This is a genomic window from Sphingomonas phoenicis, from assembly GCF_047238005.1.
Taxonomy (GTDB): domain Bacteria; phylum Pseudomonadota; class Alphaproteobacteria; order Sphingomonadales; family Sphingomonadaceae; genus Sphingomonas.
Window position 1 is genome coordinate 441762 of record NZ_JBDFMC010000002.1, and the last position, 16957, is coordinate 458718.

The following is a 16957-nucleotide window of genomic DNA, read 5'->3' on the forward strand; positions in this document are numbered from 1 at the left end:
GAAGCCGTCACCCTCCCGCGTCGCCAGGCGCGACAGTCTGTGGGCAATGATGTTGCAGGCATCCGAGGCGGCCGTGCGTCACAATTACGCCGCGCCTTGGCGCACCGACGACTTCCTTTGAACACCGTATCGAGAGGCCCACGCATGTTCCCGCGTCCGATCATCGACCCCGCTATTGCAACGATCGCGCCGGGCTTCCGCGCGATCAGTCTATTTGTCGACGCGCATGGCGTTGCTCCGATTGCGCTTGATCCGGCTGTCCTCGCCGACGCGTGCAGTATCGTTCAGGAGGGGTATCCAGCATGGGCTGAGGCGCATCTGACGAGCTGGGCGGAAGTCTATGCCCGGTTCGGTGCCAAACCCAACCGCACGCCGTGTTCCGCGCACGCGTTGCGTAAGCGCGTGCTGAAGGACAGCGCGCTACCGGCGATCAATCCCGTCGTCGACCTCTACAACGCCGTCAGCCTGCGTTTCGCGGTGCCGGTGGGCGGCGAGAACATCGACGCCTATGCTGGCGTTCCCCGTCTCACGATCGCCAACCGCACCGAGCCGTTCGACACGATCACGGGGGGCGAGCCTACGATCGAGCATCCAACTCCCGGCGAAGTGGTCTGGCGGGACGACGCGGGCGTGACATGCCGGCGGTGGAACTGGCGACAGGGATCGCGTACCCGGCTCGACACCTTCACCGGGCGGATGTGGTTCGTCCTCGAAAGCCTCGATACCATGCCGATCGATGCGATGGACGAGGCGGCGGCTTTCCTTGAGCTAGGGCTGCGCACACTCATTTCCGGCTGTTCCATCACCCGCGAAGCCGTCGCGGTTGCCTGACCGTCCCCAACAAGAACAACAGGAGAGACATGATGCGGATTGAGACCGTCGCGGTGCATTCCGGTCGCCAGGTCGACGAGGCAACGGGTGCAGTCAGCGCACCGCTTCACCTGTCCACTACGTTCGAGCGCGACGCCGATGGCGGGTTCCAGCGCGGTTTCGAGTATAGCCGCGATGACAACCCCAACCGCCGGGCGCTCGAAACATGCCTGGCTGCGCTTGAAGGTGGCGCGAACGCCATCGCCTTCTCGTCGGGCATGGCCGCGATCTCGGCTTCGATTGAGGCGCTACGGCTCGACCATCCCGGCCGTCTCGTACTCCCGCAGGATATGTACTTCGGGGTCCGGTCCTTCCTAACCGACACCGCGTTCGGCCGCTCGCTGGACACACTCGTTGTCGACATGGCCGACCTCGTTGCCGTGGAGGCCGCGTGTCGTGACGGCGAACCCGGCATCGTCTGGATTGAGACGCCATCCAACCCGCTCGTCAGCATCGTCGACGTCGCCTCAGTCACGGCAATCGCAAAGGCGGCAGGGTTCGCCACTGTCGCCGACAACACTTGGGCGACACCTGTTCTGCAACGCCCTTTCGAGCATGGCGTAGATGTGATCGTTCATTCGCTGACCAAATACATCGGCGGTCACAGTGACGTGATGGCGGGTGCGGCGATTGTCCGTGAAGTCGGGCCGCACCTCGACGAACTGCGTGCCATTCAGCGTCATCGCGGCGTGCTGGCATCCGCATTTGATAGCTGGCTGGCGCTGCGCGGCATTGCGACACTACCGGTGCGGATGCGCGCCCATAGCGCGACGGCGCTTTCCGTAGCCCGCTTCCTGGAAGGGCATCCCACCGTCACCAAGGTCCATTATCCGGGACTGGCATCGCATCCCGGCCACAAGATCGCCTCGCGCCAGATGAGCGAGTTCGGAGGCATGGTATCGTTCGAGGTGCGGGGTGGCCGGGACGAGGCGACGAGCGTCGCCGCAGCACTGTTAATCTTCACGCGGGCCACCAGCCTTGGTGGCAATCACAGCCTCGTCGAGCACCGCGCGTCGGTCGAAGGTTCTGCCAGCACCGCACCTGAATCGCTGCTGCGCATATCGATTGGGCTTGAGCACGAGGACGATTTGATTGCGGACCTGACCGAAGCGCTGAGCACGCTGTTGGCGCCTGTATAAGGCGCTTAAGGGCGGCGAACATGGCGACCAACTTTTCCAAAATTCGATCCCGATCGAGAAGCCTGATTGTGGCTTCCCGATCGGGGACGCGGCCGATCACGCCTGGGTGAGCGCGGTCGCGGTCTCGCGGTAGGCGTGCAGCGGACGACCAAGTAGGGCGATCAGGCGTTCCACGTCGCCCGCCTGCGGGATCATTCCGTCGCTGAGGTAGCGTTCGGCCATCAGCCGCATCTCATAGGCGGTCCACTTCGGCATGAACGTCGCCATGTTGGCCTCGAAGCCGCTGGGATCGTCGCCACCATAGACGATCGGGCGGCCAAGTACGTCGGACCAGATGGCGGCTACCGCCTCGCCGGTCAGCGTGTCAGGGCCGACGACGTTGATCGTCTCGATCGGCAGATTGTCACGGGCGGTATCGCGGCGGATCAGCTCGATCGCGGCTACCTCAGCGATGTCGCGCGCATCGACCATCGCTACACCCTTGCCACCGATCGGCATGGGATAGACGCCGTGGTTCAGGATCACGTCCTTCACCATCGCCTCGTTGTCGATGAAGTAGGTCGGGCGCAGGATCGTCGCACTGAAGCCCATCGCCTCCAGCATCCGTTCGGCACCGTATTTGACCGCGAAATGCGGCACGTTGACGGCTCGGTCGGCTTCGAAAACCGACAGATAGACGACGCGCGTTACGCCCGCCTCGCGCGCCAGGTTGAGCGTGATGATCGCCTGAGTGAACTCGTCGCCGGTAACAGCATTAAGGAGAAACAGCGTGCGGACGCTGGTGAAGGCGGATCGCACCGTGTCGACATCCAGCAGGTCGCCCTGCACGACCTCAACGCCCGCAGGAAAATTGGCCTTTGCGGGATCGCGACTGAGGACGCGAACATCAGCTTCACGCTGCACGAGCTGATCTACGACGTGGCGGCCGACGCGGCCAGTGGCTCCGATCACGAGAATGGTCATGGCATTTGCTCCTTCGTTGGGTCTTGCTGACGAAGCGAAGATGCGTGATCCGTGGACGTGCAACTAGACGCGCGATTTAGACGCACCGTCTCACTGGTGGAACAACATGGACCTGCTCGCCCTTGCCGACTTCACCCTTGTCGCCCGCCACGGTGGCTTCGGCGCGGCGTCCCGTGCCGCTCGACGCCCCAAGGCCACGCTGTCAAGGCGCGTTGGCGAGTTGGAAGCGGCACTTGATTTGCGGCTTTTCGAGCGAGGGCGGCGTGACCTCAAGTTGACAGAGGAGGGACGCGCGCTGTTCGAGCGCGCGGGCGCGCTGCTGATTGAGCTGGAGGAGACCACGGCCGCGATTGCGTCCGGTGGCGGTCAGGTGCGGGGGCGATTGCGGATCAGTGCGCCGCTGTTGTTCTCGCAGACTGCAATGGGGCGGCTCGCAGCGGAATTCGCGCAGGCGCATCCGGAGGTCCGACTAGAAGTGACCACCGACGATCGGGCAGTGGACATGATCGAGGAGGGCTACGACCTTGCGATCCGGGTCAACCCGGCGTCTGATGATACGCTGGTCGGTCGCGCATTTCTACACGACCGCTTGGTCGTGGTTGCAGCTCCCGATTTGTCACGGCCTTCTGGCGGGGCCGCACCGGCGGTCATACGAGGCGCTGATTCCGGCCGATCGTGGACGCTTGCGGGTTCGGACGGATTAGAGACGCTGGCGATCGACCCGGTGCTCCGCCTCTCCTCTCTGATGATGATCCGGGACGCGGTGCGTGTCGGGGCCGGGGTGGCGCGGCTTCCGCTGTCCCTTGTTCTGCACGATCTGGCAGACGGAAGACTGGTGACGTGGGGGAATGTTGCCGGATCGGAGATTATGCTGTGGGCGCTTTATCCTTCTCGCAGGCTCCTCAACGCGAGGGTGGCGGCCTTCCTGAACTTGCTCCGGCAAGCCTTTCCGCAGGCCGCTCCGGAGGAACTAGCCGCTTACCTTTCTAGGTGAGATGTCAGCGATCTTTCCCGTTTCTCCATTGTTTTCGGGAAAGCCGGCCGGATGGAAGGAGAGCTCCGCCAATCGACAGCACCATTGTTGCAGAGATGAACGAATGGCCGAAGTTGGGAAGGCGATCCCGCGTTCGGAATGACCTTATGTGGGTCTGTTCTGTCGCTGGCGCTTACGCGCCTCCCTTCGGTTTCCGCGGCTTGGGTGTCGGCAGCTCGGCTGCCGTTATTCGCACCAAGTCGCCGAACCATTCGGCATCGTCCCAACGATCGGCCGCGATGAGCATCTGCGGTTTGGCACCCGGATACGGCGGCGCGTCGGAGACTGGTTCGGCATGGGCACGGCCCGATACCGTCGGCTTAATGAAGAGCTGATCATCGCATATCGAGCCGATCATCTTGCCGTCGAGGTAGAGGCAGTACTCACCGAACATCGGCTTGGCCGTCACCACGCCGGCGTCGGTCGCCTGTTCAAGCAAGAAATCGACTGTGCGTTGCTGTGTAGCCATACCCTCGGCTTAACAGACGACCGTCGCCTTCGGCAACAGAACGACTGTAGGCCGCATCAATAGCTCCGCTAAATGAGCGGCCGCTTCCGGCGTAAGTCAGTGCGACGCTGAGCGGCCGTAGCTGGGTCGGGAAAGCCGTTGAAAGCTCAATTGCCTCTTCCTGGCGGTGAGCTGTGCGCTCAGATACTTTTTCATCTCGGACATGCTAGTCGTCATCTTGCCGAATACATTCTGGAGTTTGTCGTCGGCATTGATCCGCCGCCGATCCTTGGCGTCCGAGGGGAGCGATCCGCCAGCCCGTCCGGCTGCAGCAGACAATGGAGAGGCGTTGGATTGAACATGGCGCACCCGCCGTCGGCACCCTTCACTCTGCCGACTTCACCCCGTCGTATACACGAGCGAGTGCCTCTGCGAGCTCGCTGATCGAATACGGCTTCCGTAAAAGCTCGAACCCCTTTGTGCCCTCCTGTGCGAGCACGTGGCTGTATCCGCTGGTGAGCACGATCGGCATGGCGGGATAGAGGTGAGCAATGTCTTCGGCGAGTTCGATGCCGGACCGTCCCGGCATGACGACGTCCGTAAACACCGCATCGTAGCGCGCGGGCGCTCGCTCGAGCTCGGCCAAGGCCGCGTCGGCGTCCCCGACCCAGTGCGAGCCATGCCCCAGCTCCGCCAGCGCCTGGGTCGCGAATTCTCCGACCTCCCGATTATCCTCGACGACAAGCACGCAGGCGGAATGCGCGAGTGCCGGTATCTCGGACCGGGCGTTCTTCACCGGCTGGCGGTCGACGTTCGAGACTGGAAGATAGAGGACGAAGGTGGTTCCTCGTCCTTCCTCGCTCTCGACGAGCACGTCGCCTCCGGTCTGCTTGGCGAAGCCGAAGACCTGACTCAGACCAAGTCCGGTGCCGTGCCCTACGCCTTTGGTCGTGAAAAACGGTTCGAAGATACGATCGATGCGGTCGTTCGGAATGCCGACGCCGGTATCGGTAATCGAGATGGCGACATGCGGACCTTCAACCTCGGCGTGGCTCCGCAACGGCGGAATACGGTCAGTCATCCTAATGGAGATGGTCAGCTGACCTTCGCCGTTCATCGCATCGCGGGCATTGACCGCCATGTTGACGATGGCGGTGTCGAACTGGCTGGGGTCGGCCAGAACCGGTGCGGGCGACTCCGGCAATTCGTAGCGCGTGTCGATCCGCGATCCGGTCAGCGTCTGCAGCATGTCCCGCAGCGATGCCACGTTCGCGGCGGCATCGAATACCTGCGGCTGCAGCGTTTGCCGCCGAGCGAAGGCGAGCAGCTGGCTCGTGAGCTTGGTCGCGCGGTCCGCGGTGTCAGCAATCGCATCGACGTAGCGGATGCGCTTGTCGTCGCTCAGGCCGGGGCGGCGCAAAAGATCGACCGACCCGCGGATCACGGTCAGCAGGTTGTTGAAGTCGTGTGCGACACCGCCGGTGAGCTGACCCACGGCCTCTACCTTTTGCGATTGCCGCAGCGCGTCCTCAGTCCGGCGAAGCGCCTCATCCGCCTCCCGCTCCGTCGTGACATCGCGGCCGAAGGCGAAGATCTCACCGTTATCGGGTGCGGCTGCCCACGAGATCCAGCGATAGCTGCCATCCTTGTGACGAAACCTGCAGATGTACGGCGGAAGCTCGCCCACCTGCGCGATCGCCAGCGCCCGCTCTGTCGGCGCGACATCGTCGGGATGGAGGAAGTCGGGTGCCGAGCGACCCACCACGTCGGCTTCCGCATAGCCGAGGATCGTGCTCCACGCCGGGTTCGCACGGGTGTAGACACCTCCGGGGCTTGCGACGACGAGCAGATCAGGCGACGCGACCCAGAGCCGTTGCAATTCCGCGACGCTCTCCTCGACCTTTGCCGCCAGATTGGCAGCATGGTCGCGAAGCTGCCGCTCCATGCTCTTCTGCTCGGTCTGATCAAGCATGGCGCCGATCATGCGAAGCGGCTGCCCCTCACTGCCACGGATCACGAAACCGCGGTCGCGCACATCGGCATAGCCGCCGTCGCCGCGGAGAAACCGATAATCGTCTGTCCAGTCGGTCAGACCGTGATCGATAACCGCATGGATGCTCGCATCGATTCGCTCCCGGTCCTCCGGATGAATATGGTCGATCCACCATCGTCCGGTGGGGTCGACAGCGTCGAGCGCGTGTCCGTAGGCCGTCTCGATCGCCTCGTTCCAGGTGACGTGATCGCGGACGAGATCCCAATCCCAGATTGCGTCGTTGGTCGCGCGGTTGGCAAGGCGCAGGCGCTGCTCCGTTTCGCGCAGTTGCGCCTCCGCAACGCGTGCGTCGGTGACGTCCTGCACCGTTCCGAGCAGGCGCACCGCATGCCCGGCGTGGAACAGGGCCTGGCCTCGAGCGGCGACGTGTCGCAGAACGCCGTCCTCGATGCCGATCGTGCGGTATTCGGTCTCGAAGCGACCATCTCCCGTAGGGTCGAGCGCAGCGACGACCGCAGCATCAGCGGCAGCTCGATCGTCAGGATGCACCCCGCGCAGGAACGCCTCCTGATAGGTGACGCACGCGCCGGGCGGCAGGCCGAACAGGGCGCGGCAGCCATCGTCCCAGGAGAGACTGTTGGCCCCGACATCGTAGTCGAAGGTGCCAAGACGGGCAGCAGCCGTCATCATCTCGGCGGACCGGCGGGCCTCCTCCAACGCAGCCTTCGTCTCGTGCTCGGCAGTGATGTCGCGGACGGCTTTCACGAATCCCGGCCGGTCCGCCCCCTTTAGCGGAGTCATCGCGCCGTGTGCGTAGAAGCGGCTGCCGTCCTTTCGCAGGTGCCAGCGCTCGTCCGATGCGCGGCCTTCGCGCTTCGCGGTGGCGAACTCGCGATCCGGAATGCCGGCGGCACAGTCCTCGGGCGTGAAGAAGCGATTGGCGCGCTTCCCGCACATCTCCGCTTCGGTCCAGCCGAAGATTCGCTCGGCGCCCGCGCTCCAGCTGGTGACGATACCGTCGGCATCCATCGCGATGATGGCGTTGTCGATCGCCGAGTCGACGATTGCATGATAGCGCTCCTCGCCCTCGCGAACACGGCGCTCGGCCTGGTCGAGCGCGAGCGCCTGCGTGCGGCTCTCGATCGCCTGCTGGTTCTCGATGAGTTCAATGATCTGTTCGGCAAGAAGCGAGAGCGCATCGATCTGGGCCGTATCGAGGCCGCCGGGCCGCGGCGCTACGTCGATGGCGCACAGGCTGCCGAGAGCCTGTCCGTCCCGCGTCACCAGCGGCGCGCCGGCGTAGAAGCGCAGGTGCGGGTCGCCGGTAACGAGCGACATCGCAGCCGTGCGCGGATCGGCCGCGAGATCGTCGATCTGAAACACGTCGCGCTGACGGATCGCCAGCGCGCAGACCGACGTGTCGAGGGCGGTCTGGTCCACGTCGACGCCGCCCTTGGCCTTGAACCATTGCCGGTCCGCATCGATTAAGCTGACCAGCGCGATGGGCACGCGGCAGACGTTCTGCACCAGCGCAACTATCCGGTCGAACTTGCGGTCCGCCGGCGTGTCGAGGATGTCATGACGGTACAGAGCCGCGAGGCGATCGGCATCGCGCGCATCGGATGAACGGTCGGGAAACTTGTCCTCGGTGGGCACAGCTCGTGATCAAGGCGGGCGGCGGGAGTTAACGATCTGGATCGCCGCCGCCCCCCGGCTGTCAGCGATCGCCGATGCTTAGCAGGGAGATGCGACGAGCACCAACGTCCCAAATGGCCGGATCAGCCCTTCTCCATCATGTCGCTTACTTTGTTGGTGAGCGCCTCGAGCGAGAACGGCTTGGTTAGAAGCTCCATACCTGGTTCGAGGTGGCCGTTGCCGACCGCGGCATTTTCCGCATAGCCGGTGATGAAGAGCACCTTCAAACCGGGACGAAGATGCCGCGCAGCATCAGCGACCTGCCGACCGTTCATGCCCCCTGGCAAGCCGACATCCGTGATCAGCAAGTCGATGCGGGCGCCGGACTGCAGGACCTTGATTCCTGCGACACCATCGGCCGCGTTGATGACGGTATAGCCGGCATCATCGAGGATTTCGTCGATGAGGTGTCGGATCGTCGCCTCATCATCGACAACCAGAACCGTGCCACCGCCGGTGCTTGCAAGAGATGGCAGGCGCTTGTCCAAGGGCTCGTCCAAAGCATCGCCCAAATGCCTTGGCAGATAAATGCAGATGGTCGTGCCCATGCCGAGTTCGGAATAAATCCGCACCTGTCCGCCCGACTGGCGCGCAAAGCCGTAGATCATCGATAGGCCCAGGCCCGTCCCCTGTCCGAGCGGCTTGGTGGTGAAGAATGGTTCGAACGCGCGCTGCGCGGTCTGTGCGTCCATGCCCGTCCCGGTGTCGGTGACGCACACCGACAGATATTGTCCGGGCTCCAGATCGCGCTGGCGTGCAGTTCGCTCGTCGAGCCACTTGTTGGCCGTCTCGATCGTGATGCGCCCTCCGTCGGGCATCGCATCGCGCGCGTTAATGCACAGGTTCAGGATCGCGTTTTCGAGCTGTCCCGCGTCGATGTTGGCGGGCCAGAGTCCGGCGGCGCCGACGACTTCGAATTCGTTCGCTGGACCGATCGTGCGACGGATGAGGTCCTCCATCCCCGCGATGAGCCGGTTCACGTCCGCCGGCCGCGGATCGAGCGTCTGGCGGCGGGAGAAGGCGAGCAGCCGCTGCGTCAGAGCGGCCGCGCGCCGGCCCGCGCCCTGCGCGGCGAGCACGAAGCGGTCGAGATCGTCCAGCCGCCCGCCCGCAAGTCGAATCTGCAGAAGCTCCAAATTGCCCATCATGCCGGTCAGCAGATTGTTGAAGTCGTGCGCGAGCCCGCCCGTGAGTTGCCCTACGGCCTGCATCTTCTGCGCCTGCCGAAGCGCTTCCTCGACATTGTGCTGCTCGGTCAGGTCGCGGCCGATGATGTAGAACAGGTCGGAGCTGCCCTCTGGAACGGCGGTCCACATGATCGTTCGGGCGCTACCGTCGCTCGCCAGTACGTGATCGACGAAACCGGTGACGACCTCGCCGGCGGCAAGGCGGCCGACAACGTCCGCGGTCTCGGCGTGATCGGCCTCCTGCACGATCTCGATGAAGGGCCGCGTCAGCAACTCCTCCTGGGTCCATCCGAGCAGCCGCTCCCATGCGGGGTTGACCTGGAGGAGGTAGCCGTCGAGCCGCGCAGTCGCCATCAGGTCGTTGGTCAGCTGCCACACCCGGTCGCGCTCGGCGGTCCGAGCCTCTACTCGTTGTTCGAGCACCTTGTTGAGCGCGTGCAGCTCCTTCTGGCTCTCCGCCAGCGCGGCGTCGGCGAGCACGCGCGCCGTGGTCTCGTTGGTGAAGAAGAACAGACCGGCCACCTCGCCGCGAGGATCGAGGATGCGCGAATAGGAAAAGGAGAACCAGGTGTCCGCCTGCCCGCGATCGGTGTCGAGCTTCCACGGCAGATCGACGAACCGCTGGCTGCGCCCGGCGAAGGCATCGTCGATGATCGGCTTGGCCTGCACCCAGGCATCGGCCCATACCCGGTCGAACGGCGCTCCCATCGCCCAGGAGAGCCTTGGTCCCAGCAACGGAAAATAGGTCTCGTTGAAGAAGAACGTCAGCTCATCCGCGCCCCAGGCGAGGATCATCGATTCGGGCGAGTTGAGGACCGTGCTCAGGGTCGACTTGAGGATGTCCGGCCACGTCTCGGGGCTCCCGAGCGGATGGCCGGACCAGTCGCGCTCGACGATCAGGCGGGTTGCTTCGCCACCCCCGGCAAGGAAGCGCAGGTGCTCGGGCAGGGAAGACGGATCGCGATAGACGTCGGAAATCATGCTGGCCCGATATAATCGGAATGGCCGACTCTCCATAGAAATTGCATGGTCGGCCGCGACGCTGGATCAGCCGGAAGCGCCGACGTTCTCGACCTGGTCAAGATAGGTGCCCTAGCCTTCCGCCTCCATCCGGCCCTTGGGCACGAAGCGAAGCGCTACCGAATTGATGCAGTAGCGCAGCCCGCCGCGATCCTGCGGTCCGTCGTCGAAGACGTGCCCCAGGTGGCTGTCGCCGGCGGCGGACCTCACCTCGGTGCGAACCATTCCGAGCGTACCGTCGGTCAGTTCGGCCACGTTGGCCGGCTCGATCGGTTTGGTGAAGCTCGGCCAGCCGCAGTGCGACTCGTACTTGTCGGCGGAGGCGAACAGCGGCTCGCCCGAGACGATGTCGACGTAGATGCCGGGCTCCTTGTTGTGGAGATACTCGCCGGTGCCCGGTCGTTCGGTACCGCTGCGCTGCGTCACATGGAACTGCTCGGGGGTCAGCCGGGCGAGGGCCTCGTCGGTCTTGCGGTACTCGGTCATCGGCACTTCTCCTCAGCTCAGCGGCGGCTGACCGTTCGATGCAGACAGGCCGCCATCGACCGGCAGGTTCACTCCAGTCACGAAGCGAGCATCCTCGCTGGCGAGGAAGGCGATCACGCCGGCGATGTCGTCGGGCTCGGCGCCTCGGCCCATGGGGATGCGCTCCTCGAACTTGGCGATCAGCTCCGGCTGCTTCTTCATGTCGGCGGTCAGCGCAGTATAGGTCAGCGAGGGATTGACCGCGTTGACCCGCACGCCGTTTGCCGCCTCGTCCATCGCCAGCGCGCGGGTGAAGTTCGTGACTCCGCCCTTGGCCGTGCAGTAGAAGCTATGGTTCCAGTCGCCACCGATCCCCGAGACCGAGGACACGTTGACGATGCAGCCCTTCGCCTCGCGCAGGGCCGCGATGGCGGCACGGCTCATGTAGACGGTGCCGCGCAGGTCGGTGTCGATCACCTTGTCGAACTCGGCGAGAGCGCCCTCGTCGATCTTGCCGAGATGATCGATGCCCGCGTCGTTGATTAGCACGTCGACACGACCGAACCGCTCGATCGCGAGCGCCACCAGCGCCTCGCACGCGCCGAAGTCGGAAATGTCGGTCAGGAGCGCAACGGTATGCTTGCCCAGGTCGGCACCGATCTTCTCCAGGCCGGCCGCATCCTTGTCGCCCAAGACCAGCTTCGCGCCTTCCGCAGCGAAACGGCGTGCAGCACCCTCGCCGATGCCGGATGCGGCGCCGGTCACGATCACGACCTTGTCGTCGAAGCGGGCCATCCTACGCGCTCACTGCCTGCTCGGCGTGCTTTCCTTCGCCGAACTCCTCGACGATCTTGGCGCAGAAGGCGGGCAGGTCGTCCGGATTGCGGCTGGTGACGAGCCCCTGGTCGACGACCACTTCTTCGTCGACCCATGTGCCGCCGGCGTTCTCGATGTCGGTCCTGAGCGTCGGGAACGAGGTGAGTGTGCGCCCCTTCACCACGTCCGCCTCCACCAGCGTCCACGGGCCGTGGCAGATCACGCCGACCGGCTTCTCTTGGACGAAGAAGTCGTGGACGAAGGCGACGACCTGCTTGCTGCCGCGCAGCTTGTCCGCACCCACGCACCCTCCGGGAATGACCAGGCCGTCGAACTCCGAGGCCGAGACATCGCTAATCGCCTTGTCGACCGGGTAGGTCGAGCCGGGGTCGAGATCGTGGTTCACGGTTGTCGCCTCGCCAGCGTCGAGGCTGATGACCGTCACCGAAGCGCCGGCCTGTTCGACCGCAGCCTTGGGCTGGGCGAACTCCGGGTCCTCGGTGCCGCGGGGGGCGATCAGGATCGCGATCTTCTTGCCGTCGAGGGTCATGATGGGTCCTTCTGTTGAGCCGGTTCAGCCGACGAGGGTCGAGCGGACCTGTCGGCGGACGAGTTCGGCGACGCCGCCGAACACGAGGTGCGATGCGTAGGAATACAGTGTCGTCGTCGGATCGGCGTTCCATGGCGCCTCGCCGAGCCCGACTGCAGGCACGGCGCCCTCGTCGAGCACGGTAGCGGTGCCGACGCCGAACGCTGCTCCATAACCGGCGGTTACTGTGGGCCGGAACTCCGCGGCCACCGAGTAGGCAACGCCCAAGCCGATCCCGAGAGCATAGTGGATCGCCTGCCCGGCCAGCGGCTTGTCGGCCTTGGGCACCTCCGCGCCGGTAATCCATCTCGCCGTGGCATCCGCCGCCTGCTCCGTCGCCGGTTCGTCCTTGTTGTCCTGCGCGGACGAGAGCGCCGCGACACCTGCCTGAAACCGGTCCATGGCGAACGACGCGACAGTGCCAGCGACCACGCCGGCGACGATGCCGCGCAGAACTTTGCCGGATACGCTTTCGTCGGTTTCGCTCATGGTGTGCCTTCGGGTCTGTACGTCGGTGAGGACGCTGAACGACCGGTGGCGCGGGCGGTTGCGGCCTGGGCGGATCGAGCAACGCGGGCAGACTAATCGGAGCAGCGCGCTAGGTCCGCTCGAAGGAGACAGAGGCCTGGCCGATTGGTCGGTCTACGCCAACACGCCTGTCGGTCTAAGCTCGTTGCTCATGACCGAGAAGCGCTGGGCGAGCCTCGAGCGACTGTGAATGAGTCATGCGAGCCGATTATTTGGCGGCATCGTCATTCGTTGTTGCTTGTGTAGCGGCAAGGATAATTCGGATGGTTTCTGCGGGCATGTCCCACATGGGAAAGTGGCCGCTTGACTCAAACCAGTGCAGTTGCGCGGAGGGAAACGCCGCCATTGCCCGCGCCGCCTGCCTTGGCAGGCAGAGCCTGTCATGCTTGCCCCACCCGATCACGATATGGCCGGTGCTATCGGCCGCGGGTCCGATCTGCTCGGGACCTGACGCAAGGCTATCGACCAGCGCATCGAACGTTGGGGTCAGGCTAAGACCCTTCAGCTCAGTTCCCACAATCTCCGGATCGAGCGCCCACGGATGCGCGGACAGCTGGGCCAGCAGTGCGGTGCGTGACGCAGCATTCTGGCTGAGCATAGGCAGACCGGGCCGGATCGCCCGCAACAAGCGGCCCGAAAGGCCTATGGTGATTTTGAAGAAGGCACGCTCCCAGCCGCGCCAGAACCCGCCCGGATCGAGCGCGACGACGTTTCCGACGACACCGCGCCGAGCGAGTTCGAGCACCAATCGCGCGCCCATCGAACTGCCGACGACATCGATCCCCGTCAGCTCGTTGCTCGCAAGGTAGCGCTGCACGCTGCCGACCAAGCCGTCAAAGGTCCCGCTATCGTGCTCGGCCGGAGTCGCGCCATGCCCGGGGAGGTCGACCGCGATTACTGTGCGACTGACGCTGAGCCCATCCAGAACGGTCCTCCACGATTGCCAGCTACCTCCCAAGCCGTGGATCAGTAACAGCTTGCGACCGGTGCCGCGCTGGATATGGTTCATCTCGGATCGCCTGTCTTATTGAAACAGCTCAACGATCAAGGCCGGTGCGTGGGGCCAGCGGCCATCGCGAAACTGCTGACTCAAGGGAGAAGTTTTCGCAGCGGCGAGATCGGCCCTTTGAAATGTCCAATCACAAGCGTTCACTTCTCGAAGGCGCTGGAGATGACCTGGACGTTGCCCTCAAGATATCTTTGACCTGATAAATCGAGTTAGATGCCGTGTGGAAATCATCGACTACGGCAGATGTGCCTCTTCGATCGAACCGGTCATCCTTTGTCGCGGCAACGTTGCGGTGTGCTGAAGCGTCTTGAGGGTTCATGCCGATCGATCCGACCCTCAATCGTCTGCTGACCGCCCTCGAGGTGGCGCCGCATGCCTTTTCGGTGTGCCGGATCCAGTCCGGTTGGCGAATGAGCTTTCCGGTGTTCAAGGCGGTCACGGTTCATTTCGTGCTGCGCGGATCGGGACATGTCCAGGCTGGCGAGAGGGCGCCGGTTCCATTTGCTCCATCGAGTGTCCTGGTCGTGCCGGCGTTGCAGCCGCACTGGGTCGGGGACGCTGATGTAACCGCCACGACCGGCGCTGCGGCCGACAAGTGCGAGCTGATCGGAGACGGCCTTGTCGAGTTCACCGCGGGCAACGGCGCCGACGACACACTGCTGCTGTGCGCCGCGCTGTCCGCGCCCGACCAGGCGGCGCTCGGTCTGTTCGACCTGATGCGCTGGCCGGTGGCCGACGACCTGACGGCAAGCGGCGTGCCGGCTGCGATCGTCGATGCCATGCGCCACGAGGTCACCAACGCCGGGCTGGGGACCCAGGCGATGTGTCAGGCGCTGATGAAGCAGGCGCTCATCACGCTTCTGCGCCGGCACTGGTCGCAGGCGGACGGGTCCAGCGTCCTCGATGCGCTCCATCACCCCCGGCTTGCCCGCGCGATCGCCGCCATCATCGAGCAACCCGGGGCAAATCACAGTGTGGGCAGCCTTGCCGATCTCGCCGGCATGAGCCGAGCGTCGTTCTCCGATCATTTCTCGCGCACCTTCGGCCAGGGCCCGATCGACTTCGTGCAAAAGGCGCGGTTGCGGGTGGCGGCGCGCCTGCTCAGGGCCACCGACCTGCCGATCAAGGCCATCGCGCAAAGCGTAGGCTATGCCGGATCGCGGCCGTTCTCCCGCGCGTTCGAAGCGACCTATGCCATGTTGCCATCGGCGTACCGGCTGGCGCCCCTGCCGTCGCCGATGGGGCCCGACGACGACGATGCATCATCGGCAGGTCACCGATCGTCCAGACTGACCGCCTGGCTGTCCAATCGTTGAGCGATAAGGGAACGGGTCGATCGGCGAGCCGTCCTGCCAGAGACCCTCGCGCATGTGTGCCTTTGGTCACCATGAGAGGACCTTCCCATGATTACCGACCGCCGCACCATTCTGACCGGCGCCGCCGCCGCCTTCGTCGCCGTTCCCGCCATGGCAATGGCGCAGCGGCAGCGCCGCATGGGGATGGACCCGGCCGCGATGCCGATGCCCGACGTCTCCGGCACGCGGACGCACACCCAATTCGAGATGGGCGTGTTCGGCCCCGCCATGTTGTCGCTGGCGACCAGCCAGATCGCGGTCGACCGGGCGCGCAAGGCTGACGCGCGCGAGTTCGCCGGCTTCGAGCTGACCGAGGCGGTCGCCGTCACGACCGTGCTGAAGCAGCTCGGCAACACGCCGCCGCCGATGGACGCCAAGGCGCAGGCGACGCTGGACAAGATCCGCTCGGCGGCGCCCGGTGCGGCGTTCGACCGCGCGTACATCGACGCCCAGTACGAGAACCACGTGTTCCTGCGCGATCTCGCCACCGCCTATCTGGCAAGCCCGGCGGACACGAGCGACATGATGGAAATGCACGGACGCCATCTCGCGACGCTCACGCTGGCGACGTTCAAGGAGCATACGATGATCACGCAGCGCATCGCGCGCGAACTCCGCGCCTGACGAGATGATCGGCCCCCTCCTCGCAAGAGGAGGCCTTCCATCACCAGCTCCGTTCTCCGATCCGAGGTTCCACCATGCCCGACGACATCAAACATTCGCCCATGCCGTTCGCCCCCGACGTCGAAGTACGCGCCGAGGATGAGGCCGAGACGATCCTGGGATTGAGCGAGCAGATCCGCCTGATCCAGGAAAAGACCGCCAAGGACTATGGCACGGCAGTGCGCGGCGTCCACGCCAAGGGTCACGCGGTGGTGAAGGGCAAGCTGGAGATAATTTCCGGCGTCGCGCCCGAACTCGCGCAAGGGCTGTTCTCAACACCCGGCAATTACGACGCCCTGCTGCGCTTCTCGACGCTGCCCGGCGACATCCTCGACGACAGCGTCAGTGTGCCGCGCGGCCTGGCCATCAAGTTGTTCGACGTGCCCGGCGATCGGCTGCCTGGATCGGAGGGTGACACCACGCAGGACTTCATCCTCGTCAACGGCCCGGCGTTCGCGTCGCCGACGCCCAAGGCGTTCCTCGCCAACCTCAAGATGCTCGCCAAGACCACCGATGTCGCCGAGGGTCTGAAGAAAGGATTGTCGGCGACGATGCAGACGCTCGACGCGGCGTTGGAGACGGTCGGTATCCAGAGTCCGACGATCCAGACGCTCGGCGGCGCGCCCAACACCCATCCGCTCGGCGAGACCTACTACAGTCAGGTGCCGTTGCGGCATGGTGAATACATCGCCAAGCTGTCGGTCGCGCCCATTTCGACCAACCTGACCGAGCTTGCCGGCAGCAAGGTCGATACCTCCGGCCGCCCCGATGCGCTGCGCGAGGTTATGGGAGAGGTGCTGATCGAGCAGGAAAGCGTCTGGGAACTACGCGTCCAGCTCTGCACCGACCTCGACAAGATGCCGGTCGAGGACACCTCGGTCGTCTGGGACGAGAAGGAGAGCCCGTACGTGGCCGTCGCGCGGCTCACCGTGCCGGCGCAACTCGGCTGGGAGCGTGGCCTCAGCGAGCATCAGGAGCAGGCCGTCGCTTATAGCCCGTGGCACGGCCTAGCGGCCCATCAGCCGATCGGCGGCGTCAACCGGGCGCGCAAACCGACCTACGAGCGATCGGTGCAGTTCAGGGGCGAACGAAACGGCTGCCCGGTCCACGAGCTTCGGGCGATTGGAGACTTGCCGACGCAGGGCATGACGATTGATTGAGCGCAGACCTGAGGCGCTGGAGCA

General features: G+C 64.7%; 16 protein-coding genes. 6 read left to right on the forward strand and 10 right to left on the reverse strand.

Going from position 1 to position 16957, the window contains the following annotated elements:
* Window positions 1-39: 39 nt before the first annotated feature.
* A complete protein-coding gene (locus ABC319_RS03010; protein WP_413068812.1) occupies window positions 40-831 on the forward strand; it encodes a B3/B4 domain-containing protein in 792 nt (263 codons plus the stop codon).
* Between the two features lie 29 nt (window positions 832-860).
* Window positions 861-2009 carry a trans-sulfuration enzyme family protein gene (locus ABC319_RS03015; protein ID WP_413068813.1) on the forward strand — a complete coding sequence of 383 codons (1149 nt, stop codon included), beginning with the start codon at window positions 861-863 and terminating at the stop codon, window positions 2007-2009.
* A 96-nt stretch (window positions 2010-2105) separates the two neighbouring features.
* Here ABC319_RS03015 and ABC319_RS03020 read toward each other — a convergent pair whose 3' ends face one another.
* Complete coding sequence (locus ABC319_RS03020) at window positions 2106-2972, reverse strand: SDR family oxidoreductase (protein WP_413068814.1); 867 nt, start codon at window positions 2970-2972, stop codon at window positions 2106-2108.
* A 106-nt stretch (window positions 2973-3078) separates the two neighbouring features.
* Here ABC319_RS03020 and ABC319_RS03025 point away from each other — a divergent pair, with 106 nt between their 5' ends.
* On the forward strand, window positions 3079-3966 hold the full coding sequence (locus tag ABC319_RS03025) for a LysR family transcriptional regulator (protein ID WP_413068815.1): 888 nt from the start codon (window positions 3079-3081) through the stop codon (window positions 3964-3966).
* 172 nt (window positions 3967-4138) lie between these two features.
* On the opposite strand, the gene ABC319_RS03030 is transcribed toward ABC319_RS03025, so the two are convergent.
* The 9 genes from ABC319_RS03030 to ABC319_RS03070 form a co-directional block, all read right to left on the reverse strand.
* Window positions 4139-4474, reverse strand: a complete 336-nt coding sequence (locus ABC319_RS03030) for a TfoX/Sxy family protein (RefSeq protein WP_413068816.1) — start codon at window positions 4472-4474, stop codon at window positions 4139-4141.
* A 96-nt stretch (window positions 4475-4570) separates the two neighbouring features.
* Complete coding sequence (locus ABC319_RS03035; protein WP_413068817.1) at window positions 4571-4822, reverse strand: SWIB/MDM2 domain-containing protein; 252 nt, start codon at window positions 4820-4822, stop codon at window positions 4571-4573.
* A gap of 16 nt (window positions 4823-4838) precedes the next feature.
* Window positions 4839-8102 (reverse strand): PAS domain S-box protein, encoded by a 3264-nt coding sequence (locus tag ABC319_RS03040; protein ID WP_413068818.1) that lies wholly within the window; start codon window positions 8100-8102, stop codon window positions 4839-4841.
* A gap of 122 nt (window positions 8103-8224) precedes the next feature.
* Window positions 8225-10309, reverse strand: coding sequence for a hybrid sensor histidine kinase/response regulator (locus tag ABC319_RS03045; RefSeq protein ID WP_413068819.1), 2085 nt, complete (start codon window positions 10307-10309; stop codon window positions 8225-8227).
* A gap of 111 nt (window positions 10310-10420) precedes the next feature.
* Entirely contained in the window at window positions 10421-10834 is a 414-nt protein-coding gene (msrB, locus tag ABC319_RS03050) for a peptide-methionine (R)-S-oxide reductase MsrB (protein WP_413068820.1), read from the reverse strand.
* Window positions 10835-10846: 12 nt separating this feature from the next.
* Window positions 10847-11608 carry a meso-2,3-butanediol dehydrogenase gene (gene budC, locus ABC319_RS03055; protein WP_413068821.1) on the reverse strand — a complete coding sequence of 254 codons (762 nt, stop codon included), beginning with the start codon at window positions 11606-11608 and terminating at the stop codon, window positions 10847-10849.
* 1 nt (window position 11609) lies between these two features.
* Window positions 11610-12179, reverse strand: coding sequence for a type 1 glutamine amidotransferase domain-containing protein (locus ABC319_RS03060; protein WP_413068822.1), 570 nt, complete (start codon window positions 12177-12179; stop codon window positions 11610-11612).
* A gap of 24 nt (window positions 12180-12203) precedes the next feature.
* On the reverse strand, window positions 12204-12707 hold the full coding sequence (locus ABC319_RS03065) for a DUF1440 domain-containing protein (RefSeq protein WP_413068823.1): 504 nt from the start codon (window positions 12705-12707) through the stop codon (window positions 12204-12206).
* 247 nt (window positions 12708-12954) lie between these two features.
* Window positions 12955-13755 (reverse strand): alpha/beta fold hydrolase, encoded by an 801-nt coding sequence (locus ABC319_RS03070; protein ID WP_413068824.1) that lies wholly within the window; start codon window positions 13753-13755, stop codon window positions 12955-12957.
* Window positions 13756-14072: 317 nt separating this feature from the next.
* Here ABC319_RS03070 and ABC319_RS03075 point away from each other — a divergent pair, with 317 nt between their 5' ends.
* The 3 genes from ABC319_RS03075 to ABC319_RS03085 all read left to right on the forward strand — a co-directional run bounded on the left by ABC319_RS03075 (window position 14073) and on the right by ABC319_RS03085 (window position 16933).
* A complete protein-coding gene (locus tag ABC319_RS03075; RefSeq protein WP_413068825.1) occupies window positions 14073-15071 on the forward strand; it encodes a helix-turn-helix domain-containing protein in 999 nt (332 codons plus the stop codon).
* A gap of 87 nt (window positions 15072-15158) precedes the next feature.
* Window positions 15159-15734, forward strand: a complete 576-nt coding sequence (locus ABC319_RS03080; RefSeq protein WP_413068826.1) for a DUF4142 domain-containing protein — start codon at window positions 15159-15161, stop codon at window positions 15732-15734.
* Window positions 15735-15835: 101 nt separating this feature from the next.
* Complete coding sequence (locus ABC319_RS03085; protein WP_413068827.1) at window positions 15836-16933, forward strand: catalase family protein; 1098 nt, start codon at window positions 15836-15838, stop codon at window positions 16931-16933.
* Window positions 16934-16957 lie beyond the last annotated feature (24 nt).

Excerpts from the sequence above, each read along its gene's own strand:
- ABC319_RS03015 (WP_413068813.1), top strand. The coding sequence starts at position 861 with ATGATGCGGATTGAGACCGTCGCGGTGCATTCCGGTCGCCAGGTCGAC.
- ABC319_RS03020 (WP_413068814.1), bottom strand. The coding sequence starts at position 2,972 with ATGACCATTCTCGTGATCGGAGCCACTGGCCGCGTCGGCCGCCACGTC.
- ABC319_RS03025 (WP_413068815.1), top strand. The coding sequence starts at position 3,079 with ATGGACCTGCTCGCCCTTGCCGACTTCACCCTTGTCGCCCGCCACGGT.
- ABC319_RS03030 (WP_413068816.1), bottom strand. The coding sequence starts at position 4,474 with ATGGCTACACAGCAACGCACAGTCGATTTCTTGCTTGAACAGGCGACC.
- ABC319_RS03045 (WP_413068819.1), bottom strand. The coding sequence starts at position 10,309 with ATGATTTCCGACGTCTATCGCGATCCGTCTTCCCTGCCCGAGCACCTG.
- msrB (WP_413068820.1), bottom strand. The coding sequence starts at position 10,834 with ATGACCGAGTACCGCAAGACCGACGAGGCCCTCGCCCGGCTGACCCCC.
- budC (WP_413068821.1), bottom strand. The coding sequence starts at position 11,608 with ATGGCCCGCTTCGACGACAAGGTCGTGATCGTGACCGGCGCCGCATCC.
- ABC319_RS03060 (WP_413068822.1), bottom strand. The coding sequence starts at position 12,179 with ATGACCCTCGACGGCAAGAAGATCGCGATCCTGATCGCCCCCCGCGGC.
- ABC319_RS03065 (WP_413068823.1), bottom strand. The coding sequence starts at position 12,707 with ATGAGCGAAACCGACGAAAGCGTATCCGGCAAAGTTCTGCGCGGCATC.
- ABC319_RS03070 (WP_413068824.1), bottom strand. The coding sequence starts at position 13,755 with ATGAACCATATCCAGCGCGGCACCGGTCGCAAGCTGTTACTGATCCAC.
- ABC319_RS03075 (WP_413068825.1), top strand. The coding sequence starts at position 14,073 with ATGCCGATCGATCCGACCCTCAATCGTCTGCTGACCGCCCTCGAGGTG.
- ABC319_RS03080 (WP_413068826.1), top strand. The coding sequence starts at position 15,159 with ATGATTACCGACCGCCGCACCATTCTGACCGGCGCCGCCGCCGCCTTC.
- ABC319_RS03085 (WP_413068827.1), top strand. The coding sequence starts at position 15,836 with ATGCCGTTCGCCCCCGACGTCGAAGTACGCGCCGAGGATGAGGCCGAG.